This window comes from Microbacterium sp. H6 (genome assembly GCF_003314775.1).
Classification (GTDB): Bacteria; Actinomycetota; Actinomycetes; order Actinomycetales; family Microbacteriaceae; genus Microbacterium; species Microbacterium oxydans.
Genome location: NZ_QOAY01000187.1, coordinates 9065 through 9501, shown reverse-complemented (window position 1 = coordinate 9501; position 437 = coordinate 9065). Strand labels below are relative to the sequence as shown.

Sequence of the window (437 nt, the reverse complement as noted above, 5' to 3'; positions counted from 1 at the left end):
ACGCCGAGATCGCCGCGTACGTCGCCTCAGGCGAACCGCTGCTCGTGGCGGGGGCCTTCACCGTGGACAGCCTGGGGGGAGCCTTCATCACCCGCGTGGAGGGCGACCCGTCCACGGTCGTCGGCATGTCCCTTTCCACCGTCCGCCGTCTCGCCGCGGAGCTCGGCGTTCGCTGGACCGACCTCTGGTCGTAGACTCCCATCCACGTTTTCCCGACTTTCTTGTGGGGAGTCGTCAAAGGGATCGCGGTCGTTCTCGCTAGGCTGGCAAGCATGCCTGCTATCGCCAAGGTGCTCATCGCCAACCGCGGCGAGATCGCCGTCCGCATCATCCGCGCCGCCCGTGACTCCGGGATCGCCTCCGTCGCCGTCTACGCCGACCAGGATCGTGATGCCCTGCACACCCGCCTCGCAGACGAGGCCTACGCGCTCGGCGGC

At 68.4% G+C, this 437-nt stretch carries 2 protein-coding genes; both read left to right on the top strand.

The genetic code is table 11. The annotated features are described in order from the left end of the window. On the top strand, window positions 1–194 hold a 194-nt coding region (locus DSP71_RS23720; protein ID WP_258546409.1), incomplete at its 5' end, for a Maf family protein. 78 nt (window positions 195–272) lie between these two features. Continuing rightward, a partial coding sequence (locus DSP71_RS23715) for a biotin carboxylase N-terminal domain-containing protein (RefSeq protein ID WP_258546412.1) occupies window positions 273–437 on the top strand: 165 nt, incomplete at its 3' end.